We start from the raw sequence: 24,686 nt of genomic DNA, 5'->3' as shown, positions 1-24,686 counted from the left end.
GTCAAGAGCCGGCGAATACCGGTCGAGCGCTCAGTGCCTGCGCGGGCGCCGCGGCGCCGTGGCCGGGGTCTTGTCGCGATTCTCCGCGACGAGCTTGCGCCAGCGGTCCAGGCGGTCGGGGTCGAGGGTTCCGTCGGCGATGGCGGCCTGCACCGCGCAGCCCGGCTCGTGCGCGTGGGTGCAGTCGCGGAACCGGCAGTCGGGCGCGCGCTCGGTGATCTCGGCGAACAGCGTGTCGATCCCCTCCGCGGCGTCGCTGACGTGGAGCGTGCGCATCCCCGGCGTGTCGATCACCCAGCCGCCCCCGGCCATCGCGTGCAGCGAGCGGCCCGTCGTGGTGTGGCGCCCCTTGGCGTCGTGCTCCCGGATCGCGCCGGTCTCCTGCGGCGCGTCCTGGCCGGGCCCGGCCAGGGTGTTGACGAGCGTCGACTTGCCGACGCCGGACGAGCCGACGAGCGCGACGGTCTGCCCGGGCCCGCACCAGGGCGCCAGCGCCGCCGCGGCGTCCGGGCGGCGCGGGTTGACGCCGACCACCGACAGCCCGCGCTGGAGGGCGGCGGCCTGCCGGCGGTAGGCCTCGACGTCGTCGGTCAGGTCGGCCTTGGTCAGCAGGATCACCGGGTCGGTGCCGCCCTGGTTGGCCAGGGCGAGGTAGCGCTCCAGGCGGGCCGGGTTGAAGTCGGCGTTGCACGAGGTGACGACGAACAGGGTGTCGACGTTGGCGGCCGCGGCCTGCGGGACCTTGCCGCCCTCGGTGCGCCTCTGCAGCACGGTCCTCCGCGACAATCGGCGGTGCAGGGTCAGCGTCCGCGGATCGGCCAGGACCCAGTCGCCGACGGTGACGTCGCCGGTGCTGGCGTGGACCGGCAGGATCAGCTCGACGGGGCCGGCGGCCGACAGCGCCGTCAACCGGGAGCGGTGGACCAGGGCGATCCGCATCGGCGCGAAGCCGGCATCGGCGGCCTCGCACTGGTCCTCGAAGAAGCCGGACCAGCCGAGGCTGGCCGCTTCTGCGGCGCGGAGGGCGTGGGGATCATCGGTCACGGCTTCAGCCCATGACACGGCGCCGGCCGGCTGACCAGTGAGCCGCGCGCGTGCGGAAGCGCCGCGGGATGCCGAAGGCGCAGGGTTTGAATTCAATATTCTGCGCGTGGAAGAACGAGTTAATTTCAACGTCGCGACAAATAATGTTCGTTTGCAGGGCAGCCTTGGCTTGCCCTAACCTCCCCCCGAGCGGTCCCGTGCAGCCGAGCCGTCGCGGTCCGTCAAGAATAGAGCCTGAGCCAACAGGTGCCGCAAGGCAGTGGCCGCAAGACCGGAACGGTCGTCGGCAGGGAGAGTCGCGTGAAGAAGAACAAGATCGTCAGCGCCGACGAGGCGATCGCCCTCATCCGCACCGACGACGTCGTCACGACGACGGGCTTCGTGCAGAGCTGCATCCCCGAGGCGCTGCACGCGGCCCTGGAGAAGCGCTTCGTCGAGACCGGCGCGCCCGGCAACCTCACCCTGATCATGACCGCCGGCGCCGGCGACAGCAAAGGCCTCGGCACCGGGCGCCTCCACCACGAGGGCCTGCTCGGGCGGGTGATCGCGGCGAACTTCGGGCGGATGCCCAAGGTGGCGCAGGCCGCGCAGGACAACCGCATCCGCGGCTACAACCTGCCGCAAGGGGTGATCTCGCAGCTCTACCGGGCCTGCGCCGCCGGCCAGCCCGGCCTGTTCTCGAAGGTCGGCCTCCACACCTACGTCGACCCGCGCCACGGCGGCGGCCGCGTGAACACCCTGACGACCGACGAGATCGTCAAGGTCGTGGAGGTCGAGGGCGAGGAGTGGCTGTTCTACCGGGCCACCAAGATCGACGTCGCCTTCATCCGCGCCACCAGCGCCGACCCGTCGGGCAACCTCTGCGTCTCCAAGGAGGCGCTGACGCTGGACAACCTCGCCCAGGCGATGGCCGCCCGCAACAACGGCGGCATCGTCATCGCGCAGGTCGAGCGCATCGTCGAGCAGGGCTCGATCAAGCCCAAGGACGTGCGCGTGCCGGGCATCCTGGTCGATTGCGTCGTGGTGGCGCCGCCCGAGCAGCACCGCATGAACTACGGCGTGCAGCACGACGCGGCGCTCGCCGGCGAGATCCGCGTGCCGGTCACCGGCCTGAAGCGGATGACGCTCGAAGCGCGCAAGATCATCGCCCGCCGCGCCGCGTTCGAGCTGCCGCCGAACGGCGTGGTCAACCTCGGCGTCGGCGCGCCCGAAGGCATCTCCTCGATCGCCAACGAGGAGAAGGTCACCCCCTACATCACCCTGACGACGGAGGCCGGCGCCGTGGGCGGCGTGCTCGCCTCGGGCTCGAGCTTCGGCGCGGCCACCAACGCCGACTCGATCATCGACCAGAACCAGATGTTCGACTTCTACGACGGCGGCGGCCTCGACATGACCTGCCTCGGCATGGCCGAGTGCGACGGCGCCGGCAACGTCAACACCAGCCGCTTCGGCGGGCGGCTCAACGGCTGCGGCGGCTTCATCAACATCTCGCAGAACGCGCGCAAGGTGGTGTTCGCCGGCACCTTCACCTCCGGCGGCCTCGTCACCGAGATCGACGAGGGCCGCCTGCGGATCGTGCAGGAGGGCCGTTCGCGCAAGTTCGTCGGATCCGTCGAGCAGAACACCTTCAGCGGGCCGTTCGCGCAGGAGCGGCGGCAGCCGGTGCTCTACGTGACGGAACGCTGCGTCTTCAACCTGACCCAGGCCGGGCTGGAGCTGATCGAGGTGGCGCCGGGCATCGACATCGGCCGCGACATCCTCGCCCACATGGACTTCACGCCGGTGATCGAGAACCCGATCCCGATGGACCCGCGCATCTTCCGCGACGAGCCGATGGAGTTGCTCGCCGACCTCCTGAACCTCAACCTGCCCGACCGGGTGAGCTACGACCCGGCGCGCAACCTGCTGTTCGTCAACCTCGAAGGCTGGCAGGTCCGCTCGAAGGGCGACATCGACGCGCTGCGTCAGGTGCTCGAGACCGCCTGCCTGAAGGCCGGGCAGCGGGTGAACTCGGTGGTCAACCACGACGGGTTCCGCATCGGCGAGAACCTCTACGACGACTACGCCGAGATGATCGAGTACCTGTCGAAGTACCACTACCTCACGACGACGCGCTACGCGACGAGCGCCTTCCTGCGCCTGAAGATGCAGGAGGCCCTGAGCCGCCGCGGCCTCGCCCCGCACGTCTTCGAGCGCCGCTCGGAGGCGCACGCCTTCCTCGAAGCCGCCGAGCGCGAGGCCGCGCAGGCCGAGGTCGGCGAGCGCCCGCTCCGCGCGGCCGAGTGATCGGAGGTCCGGCCGGACGCCGGGACGCGAGCGTCGGCGCCCGGATCCTGCGCGTCTCGGCCAAGTCGGGTCGAGCCTGAAGGCTCGGCTCATCAAGATGGCGCAAGCATCGATCGGACGCATGCCTGTCATCGAACCCGTGACGGGAACTCCGGGCGATGAGCACGCTTGGCTAAGTCTGATGTCGGGGGCTGCCGCGACGCCGGATCGAATCCGTCGATCGGGCAGGGTCGCCGGGACGCAGCCCTGCCCGACGCCGAAAGCGAGACGACCGTGCCCTTCTTCGAGAGTCGTTGGCTCTACGCCTCGCCCGTGAACGCGACCGAGCGGCATCTCGGTCGCACGTTGCGCGCGATGTACGAGGCCCTGCCGACGCCGCCGCCCTCCGAGCAGCTCTGCACGCTGTTGCGGAAGCTCGACGACGCCGTCGCGGCGGCCGATCCGACGCCCTGACGGGTCGGAGGCCGCCCTCGACCGGCGGGCCGCGCAGCGCGCCGTCGGTCTCCGCTTCGTCCGAGGCGTCACCGGGTTCCACGGGCAAGCCGCCGTCCGCCCGGACGCTGGCGCCCGACCATGAGAGCCGTCTCCTCCACGCCGGCCGGACGTCGTCGCCGACGCGATTTCTCCGGCTCTGCCAAGCGCTTGGCCAAGAGCTTGGCCAAGCTCTTCAAAGTCACGCAGCACCTCAAATCCAGGCGGCGCCTCGCCGCATCCGTCTCGCGGCGCGCGAGGACGGTCCGGGCCGATGATGGTTCCGGGCGTGGGAAATCTTTCTTTTCACTGATCCGAATGCAAGCATTGCCCCGAGAGAGACCGGACTTGGCGGCGATGCAGCCTATCGAAACGGTCACGACCCAGGTAGATGCTGGATCACGACAGGGGGAAGACATGACGCGTATCGATGGCGCCGAGGTCCTGAAGCGGACGCTCGCGGACGACGAGGCCGCCATCCTCGATGCCTGGACCGTGTCCCTTCGGGAGGGGACATCCCTTCAGAGCGGCCGCATCCGCGAGGCCGAGCTCCAGACCCAGGCCAGGGCGGTCTATCGCCAGCTTCGGGACGCTTTCGCCGCGGGCGGGCTCGACGCCGACGCGGAGGGCTTCGCCCAGCTCCGCGACACCCTCGCCGACATCTCGCGCTCGCGGGCGATCCAGGGCTTCACGCCGACCGACACGGCCAACTTCGTGTATTCTCTCAAGCCGCCGGTCTTCGAGGCCCTCGAGAAGGCCCACGCGACGGACGCGGCGACGCTGGCGGCGGGGACCCGGGCCGCGAGTAGGGTGCTCGATCGGCTCGGCCTGCACACCATGGAGGTGTTCCTGGCCAGCCGCGAGGAGGTGATCGGGCGCCAGGGCCAGGAGATCGCCGAGCTCTCGACCCCGGTGGTCCGGCTCTGGGACGGTATCCTCGCGCTGCCGCTCATCGGCACCCTCGACAGCGCCCGGACCGGCGTCGTGATGGAGAACCTGCTCCAGGCGATCGTCGACGAGGAGGCCGAGATCGCCATCATCGACATCACCGGCGTGCCGACCGTCGACACCCTGGTGGCGCAGCACCTGCTGAAGACCGTCGCGGCGGCGCGGCTGATGGGCGCCGACTGCATCGTCTCCGGCATCCGGCCCCAGATCGCCCAGACCATGGTCCATCTCGGCGTCGAGCTGAACGTCGTCTCGAAGGCGACCCTGGCCGACGCCTTCGCCGTCGCCCTGAGGCGGACCGGCCGCAAGGTGGTGCGCCAGCAGGCCTCCATCGAGGGACGCGGCTGACGCCATGGACCGCATCCCGATCCTCAAGCTGGGTGGCGCCCTCATCGTCACCATCCAGGTCGACATGCACGACCGCCTCGCCCTTGCGCTGGAGGAGGACCTCACCGCGATGATCGCGCGCACCGGCGCACGCGGCGTCCTGCTCGAGATCTCGGCGCTGGAAATCGTTGATTCCTTCATCGGGCGCATGCTGGTGAGCATCGCCGCCGTCTCGCGCGTCCTCGACGCGGAGACGGTCGTGGCCGGCATGCGGCCGGCGGTCGCCATCACCCTGGTCGAGCTCGGCCTGGAGCTGACCGGCATCAAGACCGCCCTCAACGTCGAGCGCGGCATGGCGCTGATCCAGGCGCGGCTCGCCGAGGAGGAGGACGGCTGCGGGGGCGACCGTGAAGGCCACGAAGGCTGAGCCCCCCAAGGCCGAGACCCTCGCGATCCGCTCGGGCGACGACGTCGTGCGGGTGCGCCAGCGGGTCCGCGCGCTCGCCATCGAGATCGGCCTCGGGCTCGTCGACCAGACCAAGATCGTCACCGCCGCGAGCGAGCTCGCGCGCAACACCCTCGACTACGGCGGGGGCGGCCACGTCCACGCGGAGATTGTCCAGGCCGGGACGCGCCGGGGCCTGCGCCTGACCTTCGAGGATCAGGGCCCCGGCATCGCCGACATCGATCAGGCGATGACCGACCACTACACTTCCGGCGGCGGGCTCGGCCTCGGTCTGGGCGGCGCCAAGCGGCTCTCGAACGAGTTCCACATCGCGTCGACCCCCGGAGCCGGCACCCGCGTGACGATCGCGCGGTGGAAGTGAGCATGCACCGGATCACCGTGACGGAAGCGAGCCAGGTGGCCGAGGCGCGGCGGCGCGCCGTCGCCGTGGCGCAGGGCATCGGCTTCGACGAGACCGCGGCCGGACGCGTGGCCCTGGTCGTCACCGAGCTCGCCACCAACGTCGTCAAGTACGGCGTGCCGGGCGAGGTTCTGGTGGGCACCTACGAGGACGGGACCGGCTCGGGGGTCGAGATCCTCGCCCTCGACAAGGGCAACGGTTGCCAGGATCTCGGCCTCGCCCTGCGCGACGGCCATTCCACCGGCGGCAGCGCCGGCGAAGGGCTCGGCGCGGTGCGTCGCCTTTCCGACGCCTTCGACATCGTCTCCCGGCCCGGCCTCGGCACCGCGGTGCTGGCGCGCCTGTCGATCGACAGGACGCGCACCCCGGACGGCGTGCCCGGCTTCGGCGCGGTGACGGTGCCGCTGAAGGGCGAGACCGCCAACGGCGACGCCTACGCCGTGCGCGAGCGCGACGACGGCTGGACCGCCATCGTGTCGGACGGCCTCGGCCACGGGCCGGAGGCCGCCAAGGCGTCCGAGGAGGCCCTCAAGCTGTTCCGGCGCCATCGCGACGAGCCGCCCGCCGCGATCCTCGCCGCCATCCACGCGGGCCTCTCCCACACCCGGGGCGGCGCGATCTCCGTCGCGCGCTACGCCCGGGATCGTGCCACCCTCGCGCTGGCCGGCATCGGCAACGTCGCCGGGGCGGTGGTCTCCGGCGCGGCGATGAAGCGGACGGTCAGCCTGGCCGGGACGGCCGGCCACGCGGCCCGGCGGATCCAGGAGTTCGAGTACCCGATGCAGGCGCGGGACGTGTTCGTGCTCTGCTCCGACGGCATCGCGACGGGCTGGTCCCTCGACGCCCATCCGGGCCTCGCCGGCGCCCACCCGACCCTCGTGGCCGGGGTCATCCTGCGCGACTTCGCCCGCGCCCGCGACGACGCCACTGTGCTGGTCGTGCGGGGGGACCCGGCATGAGGTGGCCGCTGCTCTCGAGCCTGGTCGAGCACGAGGACGACATCATCGCGGTGCGCCAGCGGGTGCGCGGGCTGGCCGAGCGCCTCGGCTTCGGCGTCCAGGACCAGACCCGGATCGCCACTGCCCTGTCCGAGATCGCGCGCAACGCCTACGGCTACGCCGGCGGCGGTCGGGTCGAGTACGGCCTCGACGCGGTGGAGGGCGGCCAGATCCTGCTGATCCGCGTCCGCGACGCGGGGCCCGGCATCCCGCATCTCGATGCCATCCTGGAGGGGCGCTACCGCTCGACCACCGGGCTCGGCATCGGCATCACCGGGTCGCGCCGGCTGATGAACCGCTTCGAGATCGAATCCGTCGTCGACCACGGCACGATGGTGACGTTCGGGATGCGGCTGCCGTTCGGCTCCGAGACCTTCACGGGGCGCCGGCTGACCACCCTGGCCGACGACGTCGCCCGGGCCCGGACGGACGAGCCGGCGACCGCCATGCGCGAGCAGAACCGCGAGCTCCTGCGCAGCCTCGCCGAGCTCGCCGAACGCGAGGAGGAAGCCCAGCGCCTGAACCGGGAGCTGTCCGACACCAACCGGGGCGTGGTGGCGCTCCACGCGGAGCTGGAGGCGCAGGCCGCCCTCCTCCGCGAGGCGGGGGCCCTCCTCGAGAGCCAGGTGGCGGCCCGCACCGCCGAGCTCGCCGCGGCGAACGCCCGGCTCCTCGCCGAGGCGGCCGAGCGCGAGCGGATGGAGCAGGACCTCCGGCAATCGCAGAAGCTCGAGGCGGTCGGCCAGCTGACCGGCGGCGTGGCGCACGACTTCAACAACCTGCTGACCATCATCCGCTCGTCCGTCGACTTCCTGCGCCGGCCGGACCTGCCGGAGGACCGGCGCAAGCGCTACATGGACGCCGTCTCCGACACGGTCGACCGCGCCGCCAAGCTCACCGGGCAGCTCCTGGCCTTCGCGCGCCGGCAATCCCTCAAGCCGGAGGTGTTCGAGGTTGGGGCGTGCCTGAACGGCGTGGCCGAGATGCTCGACACCATCACCGGCGCGCGCATCCGCGTCCGGGTCGAGGCGTCGGACAGGCCGGCCCTGGTGCGCGCCGACCTCAACCAGTTCGAGACGGCCCTGGTGAACATCGCCGTCAACGCCCGCGACGCGATGGACGGCAGCGGGACGCTGACGATGCGGGTGGCGGCCGGGCAGGCCATGCCGACGATCCGGGGCCATGCCGGCTCGCGCGGGCCGTTCGCCGCGGTCTCGCTCGCCGACACCGGCTCGGGCATTCCCCTCGACGTGCTCGGGCGCATCTTCGAGCCGTTCTTCACCACCAAGGACATCGGGCGCGGCACGGGGCTCGGGCTCTCCCAGGTGTTCGGCTTCGCCAAGCAGTCCGGCGGCGACGTCGACGTGACGAGCGAGATCGGCCGGGGCACGACCTTCACCCTCTACCTGCCCGAGGTCTCGTCGGAGGCGGTCGAGGCCGCCGTCGCCGACCCCGACGCCGCCCTGTCGCCGGCGGGGCTGGGCCAGCGCATCCTGCTCGTGGAGGACAACCTCGAGGTCGGCGCCTTCTGCTCGCAGATCCTCGAGGACCTCGGTTACGCGCCCGAATGGGTGGTCAACGCGGAGGAGGCGCTCGCGCGCCTCGGGACGGACGGGGCCGGCTTCCGGGCCGTCTTCTCCGACGTCGTCATGCCCGGCATGGGCGGCATCGAGCTCGCCAAGGCGTTGCGCCTCCGCATCCCGGCCCTGCCGGTGGTGCTGGCCTCGGGCTACAGCCACGTGCTCGCCCGCGAGGACAGCCACGGCTTCGAGCTGCTGCACAAGCCCTACTCGGCAGCGCAGGTCGGCCGGGTCCTGCGCCGGATCATCGGCACCGCATCCCCGGCCCCCGACCCCCCGGAGCACGGCCGATGACGCAGGATCAGACGGCGCCCGCCGCGCTGTCCGAGCGCGACCGCTCGCCGCCCTCGCGGAGTACGGGATCCGCGACAAGCTCGACATGCGCCGGGCTCTCGGCGCGAACGGGCTGTCCTGACATCCGATACAGCGGACACCGAGGTCCGTGGGAGCGTCGTCCGGCCGTCGGCCGGACGCGTCTCGCACCGACGGATCACACGTCGAGGTTGGCCACGCTGAGCGCGTTCTCCTGGATGAACTCGCGCCGGGGCTCGACCACGTCGCCCATCAGCTTGACGAACAGGTCGTCGGCGTCGGTGGTGTCCTTGACCTTGACCTGGAGCAGCGAGCGGATGTCGCGGTCGAGCGTCGTCTCCCACAGCTGCTGCGCGGTCATCTCGCCCAGGCCCTTGTAGCGCTGGAGCTGGAGCCCCTTCCGGCCGAACGCCATCACCGCCTCGAACAGCGCGACCGGCCCATGCAGGACCGTCGATTCGCCCTTGCGCGAGAAGGTGACCGGCTCGCCGTAGATCTCGCGGAGCGCATCGGCGCGGTCGGCGAGGCGGCGCGCCTCCTGCGAGGCGATGAGGCCGGCATCGAGCGTCGCGATCTGGCGCACGCCGCGCAGCGTGCGCCCGAAGACGTAGCCGCCCTCCGACGCCTCGCCCTGCCAGCCCTGCTCGATGTCGTCGGCGATGGCGTCGAGGCGCCTGGCCGTGACGTCGGCCAGGACCTCGGCCTCGCCCGCGTGCTCGGCCGCCTCCGGCCGGAAGGCGCCGGCCAGCACCGCCTGCTCGACCACCGAGCGGTCGTAGCGGGTGTGCAGGCCGAGCAGAATGCCGCGGAAGGTGCGGGCCTCCTCGACCAGCGTCTTGAGCTGCGGGCCGCCGAAGGCCGCGCCCGAGGCCAGCGTCAGGGTCGCGCCCTCGACGCCCTGGTCGATCAGGTAGTCCTCGAGGGCGCGCTCGTCCTTGAGGTAGAGCGCCTTGCGCCCGCGCTCGGCTTTGTAGAGCGGCGGCTGGGCGATGTAGAGGTGGCCGCGCTCGATCAGCTCCGGCATCTGCCGGAAGAAGAAGGTCAGGAGCAGGGTGCGGATGTGCGAGCCGTCCACGTCCGCGTCGGTCATGATGATGATGCGGTGGTAGCGCAGCTTGTCCGGGTTGAAGCCCTCGCGGTCGGTCGAGGACCGCCCGATCCCGGCCCCGAGCGCGGTGATCAGCGTGCCGATCTCGGCCGAGCCGAGCATCCGGTCGGCGCGCACGCGCTCGACGTTGAGGATCTTGCCCCGCAGCGGCAGCACCGCCTGGAAGGTGCGGTCGCGGCCCTGCTTGGCCGAGCCGCCGGCCGAGTCGCCCTCGACCAGCAGGATCTCGCACTTGCTCGGGTCGCGCTCCTGGCAGTCGGCGAGCTTGCCCGGCAGCGAGGCGATGTCGAGCGCGCCCTTGCGGGTCACGGTCTCGCGCGCCTTGCGCGCGGCCTCGCGGGCCGAGGCCGCCAGGATCACCTTGCCCATCACCGACCGGGCCTGGGACGGGTTCTCCTCCAGCCAGTTCGACAGGCCCTCGTTCAGCACGTTCTCCACCGCCGGGCGCACCTCGGAGGAGACGAGCTTGTCCTTGGTCTGCGACGAGAACTTCGGGTCCGGCACCTGCACCGAGATCACCGCGGTCAGGCCCTCGCGGCAATCCTCGCCGGTGAGGGTGATCTTCTCGCGCTTGGCGATGCCCGACGATTCCGCGTAGCCGGTGATCTGGCGGGTCAGCGCGGCGCGGAACCCCGCCATGTGGGTGCCGCCGTCGCGCTGCGGGATGTTGTTGGTGAAGGGCAGCACCGTCTCGTTGAACGAGTCGTTCCACCAGAACGCCACCTCGACGCGGATGCCGTCGCGCTCCGAGCGCACCATGACGGGCTTGGACACGCCCTCGATCGGCTTGCGCGAGCGGTCGAGGTAGCGCACGAACGCCTCGATCCCGCCCTCGTAGTACAGCTCCTCGCGCCGGTGCTCGGGGTGGCGCGCGTCGGTCAGCACGATCCGGACGCCGGAATTGAGGAAGGCGAGCTCGCGCAGGCGCTTCTCCAGCGTCGCGAAGTCGAACTCGATCATCGTGAAGGTGTCGGTGGAGGGCAGGAAGCTGACCTCCGTCCCCTTCCGCCCGTTGCCGGGGCCGAGGACCTTGAGCGGGGCCACGGCGTCGCCGTGGCGGAACTCCATCGTGTGCTCCTTGTCGTTGCGCCAGATGCGCAGGCGCAGCCACTGCGACAGGGCGTTGACGACCGAGACGCCGACGCCGTGCAGGCCGCCCGAGACCTTGTAGGAATTCTGGTCGAACTTCCCGCCGGCGTGGAGCTGGGTCATGATGACCTCGGCCGCCGAGACGCCCTCCTCCTTGTGGATGTCCACTGGGATGCCGCGGCCGTTGTCCGAGACCGTGCAGGAGCCGTCGGCGTTCAGCGTCACGGTCACGAGGTCGGCATGGCCCCCCAGGGCCTCGTCGATGGCGTTGTCCACCACCTCGTAGACCATGTGGTGCAGGCCCGAGCCGTCGTCGGTGTCGCCGATATACATACCGGGGCGCTTGCGCACGGCATCCAGGCCCTTGAGCACGCGGATCGACTCCGCGCCGTAGGCGTCGACGAATTCGGCGGGGGGCACGGCGCCCTGGGACAGGTCGTTCGGGTTCTGGTCAGACATCAAGGTCCTCGGGCAGGCGGGTCCGAGCGCGAGGGTCCGGCGCCCGCTTGGGAGCAGCCCCGCCTGCGATTCGATCAGTCCGCCTCATATAGGCGTTCCGCCTTGAAATTGCATCGTTTCCAGGCTTGCACGGCCTGGCTCGGTCCCGTGTTCTGACGCGGCCGCCTTAACGTCGGGTTAGGCCTGAATCCCGCCGGCCGTCGCTGCGTCGAGGCGTGCGATCGCATCGGGCGGGAGGCGCAGCGTGGCGGCCCCGATCAGCTCGTCGAGCTGCGCCACCGAGGTCGCGCTGGCGATCGGCGCGGTGATGCCGGGGCGCGCCATGATCCAGGCGAGCGCCACCTGCGCCGGGCTGGCGCCGTGCTCGGCGGCGACCGCATCGAGCACGCCGAGCAGCGCGAAGCCCTTCGGCGTCAGGTACTTCGACACCCGGTTCTCGCGGGCGCGGCCGGCGGCGGACTCCGCCGAGCGGTACTTGCCGGTGAGGAAGCCGGCCGCGAGCGAGAAGTAGCCGATCACGCCGAGCCCGGCCTCGCGGCAGACCGGCTCGAGCTCGGCCTCGTAGCCGCGCTCGGCCAGGCTGTAGTCGGGCTGCAGGCATTCGTAGCGCGGCAGGCCCGCGCGTTCCGCGACGGCCAGCGCCTCGCGCAGGCGCGCGGCGGAAAAATTCGAGGCGCCGATCGCCCGCACCTTGCCCGCCTGGATCAGGCGCTCGTAGGCGCGCAGCGTCTCCTCCTGCGGGGTCGCCGCGTCGTCGGCATGCGACTGGTACAGGTCGATCCGGTCGGTCCGGAGCCGGCGGAGCGAGGCCTCGCAGGCCTCGGCGATGCGCGCGGGCGCGAGGCCGGTCCTGCCCCCGCCCATGTCCATGCCGACCTTGGTCGCCAGCACGACCTTGTCCCGCGTGCCGCGCGCGGCGAACCACCGGCCGATCACCGCCTCCGACTCGCCGCCCGCATGCCCGGGGGCCCAGCGCGAGTAGACGTCGGCCGTGTCGACGAAGTTCAAGCCCGCGTCGACGAAGCGGTCGAGGATCGCGAAGGACGTGGTCTCGTCGGCCGTCCAGCCGAAGACGTTGGCGCCGAGGCACAAGGGGGCGACGGACAGGCCGGAGCGGCCGACGGGGCGCGTTTCCATGGCGCTCAACCCTGCAGGAACGGGTTCGAGACCCGCTCCTCGCCGAGCGTCCCGGTGGGTCCGTGGCCGGGGATGAAGGCGAGGTCGTCGCCGAGCGGCAGCACCTTCTCACGGATCGCGCGGATGAGCTGGTCGTGGTTGCCGCCCGGCAGGTCGGTGCGCCCGACCGAGCCCTTGAACACCACGTCGCCGACCAGGGCGAAGCGCGCGTCGCGGCTGACGAACACCACGCTGCCGGGCGAATGGCCGGGGGCATGCAGAATGTCGAAGGCCAGCGGCCCGACGGTCACCGCGTCGCCCTCGTCGAGCCAGCGGTCGGGCACGACCGCGCGGGCACCGTCGATGCCGTAGTTGGCGCCGGTCTCGGGCAGCGAGTCGAGGAGGTAGCGGTCGGCCTCGTGCGGGCCCTCGATCGGCACGCCGAGGCGCTCGCGCAGCTCGGCCGCGCCGCCGGCATGGTCGATATGCCCGTGCGTCAGCAGGATCTTCTCCACGCTCACGCCCTGCTCGGCGATCGCCGCCTCGATCCGGTCGAGGTCGCCGCCGGGATCGACCACGGCGCCGACCTTGGTCGCGGCATCCCAGATCAGGGTGCAGTTCTGCTGGAAGGGCGTGACCGGGATGATCCCGACGCGGGGCGTGCCTGGCATGGTGGTCCGTTCACCGAGTGGAGGGTGGAAGCGCCGCCCGTTCTAACCCCGATCGGGTCGAGCCGCACCCCGGGGGGCGGCCGCACCGCAGGAGCGCTTGTATCCGAAATGCGACGGCTCGGCCGATTCATCGCGCGTGCGCCGCCGCCGGCTGGTTGGTTGACGGTGCAACCGATACAACTTTGTGCACAATCCTTCGTCCGTCTCGCCTTCCTCCAACTCGCCTTCGTCCGTCTCGCGGATCTGCGCCGTGCCCGTGCCACCCGCCATCGTCGACATCGCCGCGCGGTTGCCGGTCGCGCCGCGCGTCGACCGCACCGGGTGACCGCGATGGCGTTCCGGCGCTTGCGGGGGCGCGTCCGCCTCCGCCGGATCGTGCCCGCCCTGATGCTGGCCCAGCTCGTATCCGCGGCGGCTGGGGCGGAGGCCGCGGCAAGGCCGGAGGCGGAGGTCCGATCCGGATCGGACGACGGCGTCACCCTCGACACGCTCTCCGTCGTCGGCGAGGCCCGCCCCGACGAGCCCCGCGGCTTCGGCGTGTCCGCTCCGCCCGGATCGGCCCCGAGCCCGATCGAGAACCCCGTCGGCCAGGTGGTGACGTCGATCGGGCGCGCGGGCGCGATCGACGACCGGCCGCCGACGGGGATCGGCGCCGTGCTCGCCAACAGCCCCGGCGTCACCGTCCGCCAGGGGCTCGGCGGCCGCGACGTGGTGATCTCGATCCGCGGCAACAACGCCCGCTCCACCGGCATCACCCGCAACATGGTGGTGCTGGAGGACGGGTTCCTGGTGACGCAGGCCGACGGCGCCTCGCGCTTCGACCTGTCGGATCCCCGCGCCTATTCGCGGATCGACGTGTTCCGCGGGCCGCAATCGGCCCTGTTCGGCAACTATGCCAGCGGCGGCGCGCTGGCCTTCCGCACCCGCACCGGCCGCGAGATCGACGGCGCCGAGGTCGCGGTCGACGCCGGCAGCTTCGGCGTCCTCAACACGTCCTTCGCCGTCGGCCAGGCGAGCGGCCCGTTCGAGATCAGCCTGTTTTCCAGCGACGCGCGCGGCAACGGCTACCAGGGCCATGCGAGCTTCGACACCCAGACCGTCAACCTGCTGGCGAGCTACACCCCGAGCCCGGACGACCGCTTCACCCTCAAGGTGATCGACAACGTGGTCTCCACCGGGCTGCCGGCGCGCGCGTCGCTGAACCAGTTCACCCTCAACCCGTACCAGCGCGGCTGCGAGACCGCCGCGACGGCGGCGCCCGGCTGCGCGACGGTCGCGATCCTGCGCAACGGCATCTTCGGACGGACCGTGGCGGTGACCGCCGACGAGGGCGGCTTCGGGCGCGACGACCGCCGCACCGTCGTCGCCGGCCGCTGGGAGCACGACGTCGACGCGCAGACGACCTGGCGCGTCCAGGCCGGCTACGACGAGCGCCGCTACGACCAGCCGTTCTACACCCTGGCGGGCCGCGCCAGCCTGCCCTCGGTCAACCTCGCCGCCGACCTGACCCGGCGCGGCGAGCTGTTCGGGCTGGCCGCCACCGGCTACCTCGCGCTGAGCTACGACACCATCGACATCCGCGCGCCCACCTTCAACCGGGCGGCCTACGGAGGGCCGCGGATCGGCGCGCTTATCGGCCTGCAGGAGGCGATGCAGGACAACCTCGGCGGCCGGGCGCGGGCCGAGATCGCCGTGTCCGACCGCTGGACCGCCGTGCTCGGGATCGGCGCGACGCGGACCGCGATCGCCGGGCGCAACACCACCTTCGCCTACACGGCCGCCGGCGCCGCCTCCGCCGTCACCGGGGTCGACCCGACCTACGTCAACGTCGCGCCCGAGCTGATCCTCGTCTACCGGCCGGATGCGGACTGGGCCCTGCGCGGCCGGGTCGCCGCCGGCTACGCGACGCCGTCGGTCGGCAACCTGTTTGTCACGCCGGCCGGCATCCCCGGCGACAACACCGGGCTCCGGTCGCAGCGGAACCTCGGATTCGACCTCGGCGCGGACTGGTCCCCGACGGCGGGCGTGCGCGTCAGCCTCACCGGCTTCTACGAGCTCTTCCGCAACGAGCTGGTCGGCCAGTCGCCGGGGGCGGGGCTCCTGTCCTACACCTTCAACGTGCCGGCCTCGGAGCACCGCGGCATCGAGCTCGGGGCGGAGGCGGCGCTCGGCTCGGGCTGGCGCGGCACGCTGGCCTACACCTTCGACGCCCAGGTCTACACGCGGTTCGTCGAGCGCCTCGCGGCCGGCCCGCTCACCGCCGCGTTCGACCGGGCCGGCAACCGCATCGTCGGCGTGCCGGAGCACCAGCTCCTCGCCCGGATCGGATACGACGTGCCGGCCGGGCCGCTCGCCGGCCTCGGCACCTACGCCGAGGCGGTGGCGCAGGACGGATCCTTCCTCGACAACGCCAACCTGCTGCGGGTGCCGGGCTTCGCGGTCCTGAACCTCAACGTCCACTACGCGACGGCGCTCGTCGGCGACGTCCGGCGCCTCGACCTCTACGGCGAGGTCCGCAACGTCCTCGACACCGCCTATGTCGGCGCCGCCAACCCGCTGGCGAACACGCTGAGCCCCGTCAGCGGCCTGCAGAACGGCCGCGCCGTGCTCGCGAACACGAGCGGCACGATCTTCGCCGGCCCGCCGCGGATCTTCATGACCGGGATGCGGCTGCGATTCTGAGCCTCGTCGCGCGCGGTCGATGGGGCGCGCGGGAGGACGATGCTCTCGGGGTCTCGCTCAGTCGGCCGCCCCGCCCTTCGGCCGGCGGAAGCCGTCGTGGAGCGCCAGCATCTCCGCCATGCCCAGCGCCCGGCTGCTCCAGCGGGTCTCGGCGGTGTTCACCTGGGTGAAGCGGTCGTGCGAGCGGCCGCCATAGGCGCCGAACAGCACCAGCGCCTCCGCGCCGTCGGGCGCCGGGCGGTCGATCCGGTAGGAGGGCGGGCCGCCCTTCGCGGTCACCCCGATCCGCACCACGGCGTCGCCGAAATGCTTCTGGCACATCCGCATGGTGGCGAGCACCGCGCGGAGATAGGCCTCGCCGTCCTCGAGGTCGGGCAGCACGTCGGCGATGGTCGCGTCGGGCGAAAGTGGGGGGCGTCGGGGCATCGGGTTCTCGCTTCCCGGTCTCCCCTACCCTGCCGCGGCGGCAAGCGCGAGGCGCCGGTCAGGTCGGCTTGCGCTTCAAAAGCGCGTCGAGCCCGCCGACCCGGAACCAGTGATAGCCGTAGCCCTCCAGGTAGAGGCCGTGGCGCCCGGCATCGTCCGCCTCGCTGCGCTCGCCCGTGAGCAGGTCGATCAGCAGCAGGCCGTCCGGCGCGGGGACGCCGGTGTCGAGCGCGACCTCGGTCGGGCCGGGCCCGAGGTTGTGGAGGCACAGCACCGCGTTGCCGCGCCAGTCGTAGCGGAGCGCCAGCACGGCCGGCTGGCCGGTCTCGAGCGCGGTGACATCGCCCCAGCCGATCTCCGGCGCCTCCTTGCGCAGGCGGATGATGCTCTGCATCCAGTTGAGGAGCGAGCCGGTCTCGTGGCGCTGGTCCGCGACGTTGACGTGCGCGTAGCCGTAGGCGCCGTGGTCGATCGGCGGCATGGTCGGCGTCGCCGACCGGGTGAAGCCGCCCTGCGCCTCGGGCGTCCACTGCATCGGCGTACGGGCGCAGTCGCGCTCCTTCAGGGTCAGGTCGTCGCCCATGCCGATCTCGTCGCCGTAGCGCAGCACCGGGGTGCCGGGCAGCGTGAACATCAGCGAGTAGGCAAGCCGGATGCGGCGCGGGTCGCCGTCGAGCATCGGCGCGAAGCGGCGCCGGATGCCGCGGTCGTAGAGCTGCATGCCCTTGTCGGGGCCGAACCTCTCGAAGACGGTCTGGCGCTGCTTATCGGTCAGGCGACCGAGGTCGAGCTCGTCGTGGTTCCTCAGGAAGATGCCCCACTGGCAGGAGAGCGGCCGGGGCTTGGTCCGCTCGATCGCCTTGACGAGCGGCCGCGCGTCGTGGGCCGCCAGCGCGTAGAAGGTCGCCTGGTTGACCTGGAAGTTGAACATCATGTGCGCGCGGTCGGCGTCGTCGCCGAAATAGTCGAGGTCCTGGCGGGGCAGGATGTTGGCCTCGGCCAGGATGATCGCGTCGCCCTTGCGCCATTGCAGGAACTCGCGGAAGTCGCGCAGCATGTCGAACTGCTCGCGCGGCGCGCCCGTCACGTCGGCGCCCTTCTCGGCGATGACGAAGGGCACCGCATCCATGCGGAAGCCCGAGACCCCGAGCTCGATCCAGAAGCCCATGATCTTCAGGATCTCGGCCAGCACGGCGGGGTTGGCCGTGTTCAGGTCGGGCTGGAAGTCGAAGAAGCGGTGGAAGTAGTAGGCGCCCGCCGCCTCGTCCCAGGTCCAGGTCGTCGTCTGGACGCCGGGAAACACCATGCCTTCGTCGGCGTTGGCCGGCTTCTCCTTCGACCAGACGTACCAGTCGCGATAGGGCGAATCCGGGTCGGAGCGGGCGGATTGGAACCAGCGGTGCTGGTCCGAGGTGTGGTTGACCACGAGGTCGATCAGCACCCGCAGGCCGCGCTGCTTGGCGGCGTGGGTGAAGGCCACGAAGTCCCCGAGCGACCCGTAATCCGGATCGACCCCGTAATGGTCGGCGATGTCGTAGCCGCCGTCGCGCTTCAGCGAGGGCTGGAACGGCATCAGCCACACCGCCGTGACGCCGAGCCCCTGGAGGTAGTCGAGCCGCCGCTCCAGCCCGGCGAAATCGCCGATCCCGTCGCCGTCGGCATCCATGAAGGTGGCGACCGACAGGCAGTAGATGACGGCGTTCTTGTACCAGAGGTCGGTGATCATCGGGCCTCGCGAGGTCGAAGGGGGCCCGACGCGCGCGGCGGGACGGAGGAAGCCGGCCGGTCCGCTACTTCCGCGCATGCTCCATGTAGGCGCGCAGCACGGCGTTGATCCGGGTCTGATATCCGCGTCCCTGGCCCTGGAAGAAGGCCAGGACGTCGGCGTCGAGCCGGATGGTCATCGGCTTCTTGCGCGACTCGGGGTGGAACACCGCCTTGCTCCAGTCGATCTCCAGCCCCGCCTCGTCGGGGTCGGAGGCGACCGCGGCCTCGACCTCGGCATCGGTCATGGCCTTCACGGCCTCCCAGTCTGTCCGGTCCTCGCCGTCCCTCCGCATCGCGGTCAGTTCCTCAGCCGTATAGCTGACGATATGCGGCTCGTTCCTCATGACGTGCCCTCCGGAGTGAGATCGCGCGACGCCGATCGCCGCGCCATGTCCAGACCAGGGCGACGAACACCCCGTCGAGTTCGGCGACGGTGATCATGCGCGGCTCGGGCGCATGCGTCGACGGCAGGTCGAGCCGGGCGCGACCGTCGAACAGGAGGTCCGCCCTGACGAAATCGAGCCGGTGCTTGGCAAGGTTGCCGAGCCGCTTGGCCTCGTCCCCCTCGAACATCGCAGCGCACCGTAACGTGTCCATACGAAGCGTCAATACGCAGCCGCGCACAAGCCTGGGGCGAGGCACGCTCCTTAAAACAGCCGCGTTGTGCACGCCCTGTTCAGAGCGACGCCCGCAGGTTCGGGGCGCGCGTGGAAGAGCCCGGTGCCCCGGATTTCATGAACACCATCCTGATCAAGCTGTTCGCGACCGCCCTGACGCTGAGCCAGGTCACGACCAAGCCCGATGCGGTGAGGACCCGGTTCGACCCTGCCGTCGACGGTCCGCAGGTCGTGCAGATCCTGCGCGACGGCTGCGCGCACATGCGAAAAGCCTTCGACATCGAGGACATCAACCTCGACGAGCTGATCTCCACCGCGATGGAGGACCCGAGCGCGGTGGCGGGGCCGGCGGCGCCGAAGATCCTGCACGGGCTCGACATCGGCGAGCTGAACACGAGCTACAAGCAGTTCTGCAAGGGCGAGAACCCCAAGGCCTCGCCGTTCGACGCCCGCGAGGTGATCGAATTCTACAACAGGGCGACCACCGACCTGCCGACCGCCGAGGCCCTGCGCGACAAGGCGCTGCCGGGCATGACCCGCATCCTCGACGCCTCGGGAAAGCCCTTCGCCGAGACCTTCGAGCCGAACGGCCGCCGCCTCGTCGTGCCGATCGGCGACGTGCCGCAACTGGTCCGACAAGCTTTCATCGCCGCCGAGGACAAGCGCTTCGAGAGCCACCACGGCATCGACGAGCGCGGGGTGATCCGCGCCTTCATCGGAAACCTCGCCGCCCCGGGCCGCCCGGCCGGCGGCTCGACCATCACGCAGCAGGTGGTGAAGAACCTCTCGGTGGGCGACGACGTCACCTACGAGCGCAAGATCCGCGAGATGATCGTCGCCTCCCGCCTGGAGCGCATCCTCGGCAAGCCGCAGATCCTCGGGCTCTACCTCAACGGGATCTATCTCGGCCGCGGCGCCTACGGCATCGAGATGGCCGCCAGGAGCTATTTCGGGAAGTCGGTGGGCGAGCTCACCCTGCCCGAGGCGGCGCTTCTCGCCGGCATGCCGAAGGGCCCCAACTTCTACAGCCCCGACAAGTACCCCGAGCGCGCCCGCGAGCGCCGCGCCTACGTGCTCGCCCGCCTCAAGGAGGAGGGGGCGATCACCGAGGCCGAGATGGCGGCGGCCGTCGCCTCCGACCTCGGGCTGAAGCCGATCGAGACCGCGCGGCGGGATTCCGGGTTCTACGTGGTCGATCATCTCACCCGCGAGGCCCGCACCTTCGCCGGCCTCGATTCGCTCACCGCTTCGTCCTTCACCGTGCGCTCGACCATCAATGCCGGGCTCCAGCGGGCGGTCGAGGGCGCGCTGCAGGACGGGCTGGCGAATTACGAGCGCGGCACCGGGCGCCAGACCTTCTCCGGGCCGGAGTTCAACCTCGCCGACAGCGTGCGCAAGCTCGGGGCGGCGACGCCCGCCCCCGAGGCGGCGCCGCAATCGCTGCCGGGCGTGACCGGGGCGGAGGCGAAACCCGAGGCGGCGAAGGCGGCCGTCGGCAGGCCGGCGCGCGGAAAGCCGGTCGCCGCGGCGGCGCCCGCCGAAAAGCCGGTGTGGCTGCGGGCGCTCGAGAGCGCCCGGCCGGTGCTCTACGACGTGCGCTGGCCGCTCGCCGTGGTGCTGGAGACCGGCCGCAACGGCGTGAAGGTCGGGCTCGGCGACGGCCGCGTCGCCCTGCTCGACCCCGGCATCGCCCGCGGCAGGCTGCAGCCGTACGACGTCGTCCGGGTGAAGCTGCGGGACGGCAAAGGTCTGCGCGCCGAGATCCGCGTGAAGCCGTCGGTGCAGGGCGCGGCCCTGATGCTGGAGAACCGCACCGGCCGCATCCTGGCGATGGCCGGCGGGTTCTCCTACCCGGCGAGCCAGCTCAATCGCGTGACGCAGGCGGTGCGCCAGCCCGGCTCGACCCTGAAGCCGCTGACCTACCTCGCCGCGCTGAACGCCGGCCTGCAGCCCAACACCCTGGTGATGGACGCGCCCGTGACCCTGCCGCCGATCGGCGGGGTCGGCGACGCATGGTCGCCGAAGAACTACGAGGGCGGCGGCTCCGGCCCGACGACCCTGCGGCGCGGCCTGGAATTCTCCAAGAACCTCGTCACCGCCCGCCTCCTCCAGGGCGGGATCGCGGACAAGGCGCCGGCCAGCCTCAAGCGGGTCTGCGACATCGCCCTGGAGGCGCAGATCTACGCCGCCTGCGAGCCGTACTACCCGTTCGTGCTGGGCGCCCAGCCGGTGCGGATGATCGACCTCGCCGGGTTCTACGCCGCGGTGGCCAACGAGGGCGCCCGCACCGCGCCCTACGCCCTCGAAGGGATCGAGCGCGACGGCAGGACCGTCTACGCCCACGCGGCCCGCGAGCCGGTGCGGATCGGCTCGGCCGACCGGGTCGCGTTCTACCAGCTCAAGACCATGCTCCAGGGCGTGACCAACCACGGGACCGCGGCGGCCCTGGCGCGGGTCTCGCAGTTCGTGGCCGGCAAGACCGGCACCTCGGAGAACGAGAACGACGCGTGGTTCGCCGGCTTCACCAACGAGGTCACGGTGGTGGTCTGGGTCGGCTACGACAATGCCGACGGCACCCGCAAGACGCTGGGCCGCGGCCAGACCGGCGGCCACGTCTCCGTGCCGATCGCGTCCGCGATCTTCCAGGCCGCCTGGGCCAACGGCGTGGCCAAGACCCCGCTGGCCCCGCCCTCCCCGGAGGCGCGGCAGATGCTCGTCGACCTCTCGATCGACCCGCGCAGCGGGCAGCGCGTCTCGGGCGGCGGGTTCACCGAGCACTTCCGCAAGGCCGCCGACGGCCGCATGGCCGACACGCAGTACAAGCTGCTGCCGCGCGAGAACGCCTACGCGATGCGGCCGGACGCGGAGGACGGCGACCTCTCGGGCCTCGAGGACGGCGCCGACGTCGCCGGCGACGCCTACGGCAACCGCGCGCCCGATGCCGACCTGCTCGACCCGTTCGGCGACCGGCGCCCGGCGATGCGCAGCCGCCGGGCCCAGGGCGACCTCGACGGCGGCTCCCGGCTCTGGCCCGGCCAGACGGCGCGCTCGCCCTTCGGCGACGACGATGCCCGGCCGCGGCGGCGCGACCCCGATTACCTGTTCGGCGACGACCCGCGCTACTGACGCCGCCGCCCCTCCCCCTTTCCCATCGAGGTTCCTTTCGTGCGGATGCAGCTTCCGGCTCGCCTTGCCCTGCCCTTGCTCGTGCTCCCGGGGTTCGTGCTCTCGGGCGCCCCATGCGCGATGGCCCAGGCGCCGGCACCGTCGCCCGCGCAGCCGGGCATGGCGGCGACGCCGGCCGCCGCCGGGCGGATCCGCGAGGTCGCCTCGATCACCGCCGTCGATCCGACGACGCTCAAGCCCGGCGCGATCCTGGTGAGCGACCACCGCGACAACCCGTCGACGCCGGAGAACGGCTTGACGCCCTACCTCGACTGGGTCCGGACCAAGCCTGCGGAAGCGGCCGCGCTCTCGCCCTTCCCCGGCTACAAGGAGCCGGACTACACCACCACCGTGAACGGCGTGGCCAAGCCCCGGCACGAGACGCTGAAGGTTTACGTCGCCGAGGGGCGCTTCGTGGTGGCGCGGCCTCCCGAGGCGATCGACCTCGCGGCGCTGGCCCGTCTCGGCTTCGTGCAGGCGATGGACCCGGCGATCAAGCACAAGGCCCTCGACCCCGCCGACGTGACGCCGACCAAGGACCCCGCCGCGGCCTTCGCCCGCCGTCCCGACCGCCCGTGGTGCGAGCCGGGCACGGTCTGCATCGAGTCGCGCTACGACCTCGAGGGCAAGCTGCCGCTCGGCGTGAAGCTCGCCAACAAGCTGGAGGAGGGCGGCGCGAAGAAGATCGCCGAGTTCGTGACGTTCCAGAGCGAGCTGCGCACCCTCGCCCCCGATCGGGCGGCCGGCCTCGGGGCGCTGACGAAGGTCGACACCACCGTCACGGGCGGGCTGGAGCAGACGATCTTCTGGGTCAACCAGATCCTGCGCTTCGGCAAGTTCCTGGCGGTGTTCCAGCCGATGCCGGGCGACCCGACCAAGACCGTCGTGACCACCTACATGGCGCTGGCGATCAAGGGCGACGTCCTCGACCGCAAGGCGGAATACGCCCGCGTCCCCGTGCTCAGGAACCTGCTGCCGGCGCAGGTGCTGATGGGCAATTCGAGCTTCAACACCGGCACCTCGATCAGCGCCGGCCTGCCGACCTACGCCCGCAACCGCATCGCGGCCTTCGCCGACGCCCTGGCCAAGCGCTAGGGCGCCCCGGGCCGCGGGTGCGGAGCGATCCGGGGATCAGTAGCCGCGGTTGGCGATCGAGGGAATCGAGGGCTGGGTGTACAGGCGGTTCACGTCGGGCCGGGTCTGCGTGCCGTTGGTGTCGTTCGAGCGCCGGTAGTTGTCGGTGTTGAAGGTCTCCGCCAGGCCGCTGCGGCTGTCGGGGCCGTCGACGCTGTTGCAGGCGCCGAGGCCGCCGACCAGGGCGGCCGCGAGGGCGAAGGGAGCGAGTGTCTGAACGGTCGGGACGAGGCGCATCGCGGGTCCTGGGGCGTGATCGGGAGGGAAGGCGCGGGAATGACGGGCCGAGGTGTCGGGCCAGTGTGTCCGCGTCAAGGCAGTGCCGATCGCGTGAATCGGTTGCCGGGGATGTGATGTCGTCCGGCCACGGAAAAGTCACCACGGCGTGGCTTTGCGGCCGCGAAACCGGGCATTCGTGTGGAGGAGCGGCGGTGCGACCCTGGCCAAGCGGGCGCGTTCCGGCGACAACGACCGTGATGAGCCGAAAGCCTTCATGAGCAACGTCCTGCCCTTCCGCCCGCGCACCCCCGTGCAGCAGCTCGCCCGTTGCGAGGTCGTCGCCGTCGCCGGAGACCTTCTCACGCTGCTCGAGCAGCTCGAGGACGTCAGCGCCCGCGCCGCCGCCATGGGCCGCCCGGCGCTCGAGGTCGAGCGCACGGTCCAGCACCTGCTCGACGCGGTCAGCGCCGTCGAGCGCGCGCTCGACTGCATCGGCGAGGGCGAGCAGGCCGCGCCGGCCTGACGCCCGACGCAGCAACCGCCGACATCCGTCCGGACGTTTCGCGCGACCCGATGCGATCGGGCCCGCGCCTTCCGCCATGCGTTCGACCGGTGCGCCCGCCCGCGAATTCGCGTGCAAACTTCGCGGAACTGTCGCGTTTAAGTTGCCGTTAACGGGGTGTCGCATCGCACGCGCCGTGCGGTTCACCTCATGTCTCTGCACGCCCATCCTTGGAGGGATCGATGACGTTGTCCTTGAACCGTCGCGTCCTCGCCACCGTGCTCGCCGGTGGCCTCGTCGCCGGCGGCGTCGCCCAGGCGCAGGCGGCCGAGCTCGGCTTCTTCGAGGCGCTGTTCGGTGGGGCCCGCCCGGCGGCGCAGGCGCAGGCGCCCGAGCCGAGCCAGCCGGCCTATTCCGGCGGCGCGTACCGTCCGCGCATCCGCCGGGCGATGTCGCCGCGGCTGCGGCCGCGGACCCGCTACGCCGCCCTGCCCGCCGCGGAGCCGCTGAAGGTGCGGATCACCGACCGCCAGAAGCCGATCGACATGACGGGCGGCGCCGCCGCCGCCCTGATGAAGGACGAGACGCTGCGGCCCGGCGACATCGTGGTGTTGAGCAGCGGAGCCCGCGTGTTCACCGGCGATCCCGATGCGGCCCACACGATGCGCGACTTCGCCCCGGTCGAGCGTTCGGCCTACGTCGATCGCGGCACCCGCAAGCAGCTGGCGGCGCTGATGGCGCCCGCCTCGGCGCTGCCGGCCGACCAGGCGCGCAAGTTCGTCGAGCGGCTGAAATCCACGCCGCGCACGCCCGCGACCCTGATGCCGCAACAGGCCTCGATGCGCGTCATCAGCCCGTGGACGGTGGCGCCCTGAGGCGCCGACCGATCCCTGTCATTG

21 protein-coding genes are annotated in these 24,686 nt (G+C 71.6%); 12 read left to right on the top strand and 9 right to left on the bottom strand.

The window, feature by feature from the left end; genetic code table 11:
* Nucleotides 1-30: 30 nt before the first annotated feature.
* Nucleotides 31-1,062: a ribosome small subunit-dependent GTPase A gene (gene rsgA, locus MKK55_RS28180; protein ID WP_405042872.1), complete on the bottom strand. Its 1,032-nt coding sequence runs from the start codon at nucleotides 1,060-1,062 to the stop codon at nucleotides 31-33.
* A 282-nt stretch (nucleotides 1,063-1,344) separates the two neighbouring features.
* Here rsgA and MKK55_RS28175 point away from each other — a divergent pair, with 282 nt between their 5' ends.
* The 7 genes from MKK55_RS28175 to MKK55_RS28145 all read left to right on the top strand — a co-directional run bounded on the left by MKK55_RS28175 (nucleotide 1,345) and on the right by MKK55_RS28145 (nucleotide 8,814).
* Nucleotides 1,345-3,330: an acyl CoA:acetate/3-ketoacid CoA transferase gene (locus tag MKK55_RS28175; RefSeq protein WP_243939000.1), complete on the top strand. Its 1,986-nt coding sequence runs from the start codon at nucleotides 1,345-1,347 to the stop codon at nucleotides 3,328-3,330.
* Between the two features lie 168 nt (nucleotides 3,331-3,498).
* On the top strand, nucleotides 3,499-3,783 hold the full coding sequence (locus MKK55_RS28170; protein ID WP_147858714.1) for a hypothetical protein: 285 nt from the start codon (nucleotides 3,499-3,501) through the stop codon (nucleotides 3,781-3,783).
* A 435-nt stretch (nucleotides 3,784-4,218) separates the two neighbouring features.
* Nucleotides 4,219-5,097: an STAS domain-containing protein gene (locus tag MKK55_RS28165; RefSeq protein WP_243938966.1), complete on the top strand. Its 879-nt coding sequence runs from the start codon at nucleotides 4,219-4,221 to the stop codon at nucleotides 5,095-5,097.
* A 4-nt stretch (nucleotides 5,098-5,101) separates the two neighbouring features.
* Nucleotides 5,102-5,503 (top strand): STAS domain-containing protein, encoded by a 402-nt coding sequence (locus MKK55_RS28160; RefSeq protein WP_147725694.1) that lies wholly within the window; start codon nucleotides 5,102-5,104, stop codon nucleotides 5,501-5,503.
* On the top strand, nucleotides 5,484-5,903 hold the full coding sequence (locus tag MKK55_RS28155) for an anti-sigma regulatory factor (protein ID WP_147842251.1): 420 nt from the start codon (nucleotides 5,484-5,486) through the stop codon (nucleotides 5,901-5,903). The genes MKK55_RS28160 and MKK55_RS28155 overlap by 20 nt, the downstream gene beginning before the upstream one ends.
* Before the next feature lie 2 nt (nucleotides 5,904-5,905).
* Nucleotides 5,906-6,901 carry an ATP-binding protein gene (locus tag MKK55_RS28150; RefSeq protein ID WP_243938998.1) on the top strand — a complete coding sequence of 332 codons (996 nt, stop codon included), beginning with the start codon at nucleotides 5,906-5,908 and terminating at the stop codon, nucleotides 6,899-6,901.
* Entirely contained in the window at nucleotides 6,898-8,814 is a 1,917-nt protein-coding gene (locus tag MKK55_RS28145) for an ATP-binding protein (RefSeq protein ID WP_243938996.1), read from the top strand. Before MKK55_RS28150 ends, MKK55_RS28145 begins: the two co-directional genes overlap by 4 nt.
* Before the next feature lie 196 nt (nucleotides 8,815-9,010).
* Here MKK55_RS28145 and gyrB read toward each other — a convergent pair whose 3' ends face one another.
* From gyrB to MKK55_RS28130, 3 genes are all read right to left on the bottom strand, one after another.
* Complete coding sequence (gyrB, locus tag MKK55_RS28140) at nucleotides 9,011-11,488, bottom strand: DNA topoisomerase (ATP-hydrolyzing) subunit B (RefSeq protein WP_243938995.1); 2,478 nt, start codon at nucleotides 11,486-11,488, stop codon at nucleotides 9,011-9,013.
* 177 nt (nucleotides 11,489-11,665) lie between these two features.
* Nucleotides 11,666-12,625, bottom strand: a complete 960-nt coding sequence (locus MKK55_RS28135; RefSeq protein ID WP_243938993.1) for an aldo/keto reductase — start codon at nucleotides 12,623-12,625, stop codon at nucleotides 11,666-11,668.
* A gap of 5 nt (nucleotides 12,626-12,630) precedes the next feature.
* On the bottom strand, nucleotides 12,631-13,275 hold the full coding sequence (locus tag MKK55_RS28130; RefSeq protein ID WP_147725689.1) for an MBL fold metallo-hydrolase: 645 nt from the start codon (nucleotides 13,273-13,275) through the stop codon (nucleotides 12,631-12,633).
* A gap of 330 nt (nucleotides 13,276-13,605) precedes the next feature.
* Here MKK55_RS28130 and MKK55_RS28125 point away from each other — a divergent pair, with 330 nt between their 5' ends.
* A complete protein-coding gene (locus MKK55_RS28125; protein WP_243938991.1) occupies nucleotides 13,606-15,957 on the top strand; it encodes a TonB-dependent receptor family protein in 2,352 nt (783 codons plus the stop codon).
* Between the two features lie 57 nt (nucleotides 15,958-16,014).
* Here MKK55_RS28125 and MKK55_RS28120 read toward each other — a convergent pair whose 3' ends face one another.
* From MKK55_RS28120 to MKK55_RS28105, 4 genes are all read right to left on the bottom strand, one after another.
* Complete coding sequence (locus tag MKK55_RS28120) at nucleotides 16,015-16,383, bottom strand: hypothetical protein (protein ID WP_147725688.1); 369 nt, start codon at nucleotides 16,381-16,383, stop codon at nucleotides 16,015-16,017.
* 58 nt (nucleotides 16,384-16,441) lie between these two features.
* Nucleotides 16,442-18,109 carry an alpha-amylase family protein gene (locus MKK55_RS28115; RefSeq protein ID WP_243938989.1) on the bottom strand — a complete coding sequence of 556 codons (1,668 nt, stop codon included), beginning with the start codon at nucleotides 18,107-18,109 and terminating at the stop codon, nucleotides 16,442-16,444.
* A 64-nt stretch (nucleotides 18,110-18,173) separates the two neighbouring features.
* Entirely contained in the window at nucleotides 18,174-18,494 is a 321-nt protein-coding gene (locus MKK55_RS28110; protein ID WP_147725686.1) for a BrnA antitoxin family protein, read from the bottom strand.
* Nucleotides 18,457-18,723 (bottom strand): BrnT family toxin, encoded by a 267-nt coding sequence (locus MKK55_RS28105; RefSeq protein ID WP_243938987.1) that lies wholly within the window; start codon nucleotides 18,721-18,723, stop codon nucleotides 18,457-18,459. The genes MKK55_RS28110 and MKK55_RS28105 overlap by 38 nt, the downstream gene beginning before the upstream one ends.
* 161 nt (nucleotides 18,724-18,884) lie before the next feature.
* Here MKK55_RS28105 and MKK55_RS28100 point away from each other — a divergent pair, with 161 nt between their 5' ends.
* Together MKK55_RS28100 and MKK55_RS28095 are read left to right on the top strand one after the other, a co-directional pair.
* Nucleotides 18,885-21,893: a penicillin-binding protein 1A gene (locus MKK55_RS28100; protein WP_243938985.1), complete on the top strand. Its 3,009-nt coding sequence runs from the start codon at nucleotides 18,885-18,887 to the stop codon at nucleotides 21,891-21,893.
* 39 nt (nucleotides 21,894-21,932) lie between these two features.
* Nucleotides 21,933-23,027: a hypothetical protein gene (locus MKK55_RS28095; RefSeq protein WP_147844165.1), complete on the top strand. Its 1,095-nt coding sequence runs from the start codon at nucleotides 21,933-21,935 to the stop codon at nucleotides 23,025-23,027.
* Nucleotides 23,028-23,063: 36 nt separating this feature from the next.
* Here the strand turns inward: MKK55_RS28095 and MKK55_RS28090 are convergent, their stop codons facing one another.
* Nucleotides 23,064-23,303 carry a hypothetical protein gene (locus tag MKK55_RS28090; RefSeq protein ID WP_147729075.1) on the bottom strand — a complete coding sequence of 80 codons (240 nt, stop codon included), beginning with the start codon at nucleotides 23,301-23,303 and terminating at the stop codon, nucleotides 23,064-23,066.
* Between the two features lie 256 nt (nucleotides 23,304-23,559).
* Between MKK55_RS28090 and MKK55_RS28085 the strand changes: the two genes are divergently transcribed.
* Together MKK55_RS28085 and MKK55_RS28080 are read left to right on the top strand one after the other, a co-directional pair.
* Entirely contained in the window at nucleotides 23,560-23,808 is a 249-nt protein-coding gene (locus MKK55_RS28085) for a hypothetical protein (protein WP_147844166.1), read from the top strand.
* A gap of 221 nt (nucleotides 23,809-24,029) precedes the next feature.
* Nucleotides 24,030-24,662 (top strand): hypothetical protein, encoded by a 633-nt coding sequence (locus MKK55_RS28080; protein WP_243938983.1) that lies wholly within the window; start codon nucleotides 24,030-24,032, stop codon nucleotides 24,660-24,662.
* Nucleotides 24,663-24,686 lie beyond the last annotated feature (24 nt).

The organism is Methylobacterium sp. J-059 (genome assembly GCF_022829485.1).
Lineage (GTDB): Bacteria > Pseudomonadota > Alphaproteobacteria > Rhizobiales > Beijerinckiaceae > Methylobacterium.
Note: the sequence above shows the minus strand (reverse complement) of the source record. Positions and strands in the feature narration are given on the sequence as shown.

Coding starts and splice junctions, on each gene's coding strand:
- MKK55_RS28165 (WP_243938966.1), top strand. CDS start 4,219: ATGACGCGTATCGATGGCGCCGAGGTCCTGAAGCGGACGCTCGCGGAC.
- MKK55_RS28160 (WP_147725694.1), top strand. CDS start 5,102: ATGGACCGCATCCCGATCCTCAAGCTGGGTGGCGCCCTCATCGTCACC.
- MKK55_RS28150 (WP_243938998.1), top strand. CDS start 5,906: ATGCACCGGATCACCGTGACGGAAGCGAGCCAGGTGGCCGAGGCGCGG.
- MKK55_RS28145 (WP_243938996.1), top strand. CDS start 6,898: ATGAGGTGGCCGCTGCTCTCGAGCCTGGTCGAGCACGAGGACGACATC.
- gyrB (WP_243938995.1), bottom strand. CDS start 11,488: ATGTCTGACCAGAACCCGAACGACCTGTCCCAGGGCGCCGTGCCCCCC.
- MKK55_RS28135 (WP_243938993.1), bottom strand. CDS start 12,625: ATGGAAACGCGCCCCGTCGGCCGCTCCGGCCTGTCCGTCGCCCCCTTG.
- MKK55_RS28130 (WP_147725689.1), bottom strand. CDS start 13,275: ATGCCAGGCACGCCCCGCGTCGGGATCATCCCGGTCACGCCCTTCCAG.
- MKK55_RS28125 (WP_243938991.1), top strand. CDS start 13,606: ATGGCGTTCCGGCGCTTGCGGGGGCGCGTCCGCCTCCGCCGGATCGTG.
- MKK55_RS28120 (WP_147725688.1), bottom strand. CDS start 16,383: ATGCCCCGACGCCCCCCACTTTCGCCCGACGCGACCATCGCCGACGTG.
- MKK55_RS28115 (WP_243938989.1), bottom strand. CDS start 18,109: ATGATCACCGACCTCTGGTACAAGAACGCCGTCATCTACTGCCTGTCG.
- MKK55_RS28110 (WP_147725686.1), bottom strand. CDS start 18,494: ATGAGGAACGAGCCGCATATCGTCAGCTATACGGCTGAGGAACTGACC.
- MKK55_RS28105 (WP_243938987.1), bottom strand. CDS start 18,723: ATGTTCGAGGGGGACGAGGCCAAGCGGCTCGGCAACCTTGCCAAGCAC.
- MKK55_RS28100 (WP_243938985.1), top strand. CDS start 18,885: ATGAACACCATCCTGATCAAGCTGTTCGCGACCGCCCTGACGCTGAGC.
- MKK55_RS28090 (WP_147729075.1), bottom strand. CDS start 23,303: ATGCGCCTCGTCCCGACCGTTCAGACACTCGCTCCCTTCGCCCTCGCG.
- MKK55_RS28085 (WP_147844166.1), top strand. CDS start 23,560: ATGAGCAACGTCCTGCCCTTCCGCCCGCGCACCCCCGTGCAGCAGCTC.
- MKK55_RS28080 (WP_243938983.1), top strand. CDS start 24,030: ATGACGTTGTCCTTGAACCGTCGCGTCCTCGCCACCGTGCTCGCCGGT.